This is a genomic window from Streptomyces sp. Y20 (assembly GCF_043195475.1).
GTDB lineage: Bacteria > Actinomycetota > Actinomycetes > Streptomycetales > Streptomycetaceae > Streptomyces.
Genome location: NZ_JBIDDP010000066.1, coordinates 1 through 217, shown reverse-complemented (window position 1 = coordinate 217; position 217 = coordinate 1). Strand labels below are relative to the sequence as shown.

The window sequence follows — 217 nt, the reverse complement described above, 5'->3', positions numbered from 1 at the left end:
ACGACCGCGGTGACCGCGGTGGGCGTGGTTTCGAGCGCCGTGACGACCGGGGTGGCCGTTCGTTCGAGCGTCGTGACGAGCGCCGTCCGGTCGACCGTGACCGTGGCGAGCGGGGCGGCTTCGAGCGTCGTGACGACCGCCGTGACGACCGGGGTGGCCGTGGCTTCGAGCGTCGCGACGACCGCGGTGACCGCGGTGGGCGTGGTTTCGAGCGCCG

The 217-nt window shown here is 74.2% G+C and carries 1 protein-coding gene; it reads right to left on the bottom strand.

All coding sequences use genetic code 11. The features are described 5' to 3' along the window. Nucleotides 1–217, bottom strand: a 217-nt coding sequence (locus ACGFT1_RS35865) for a hypothetical protein (RefSeq protein ID WP_373913170.1), incomplete at both ends; no start/stop codon positions are given.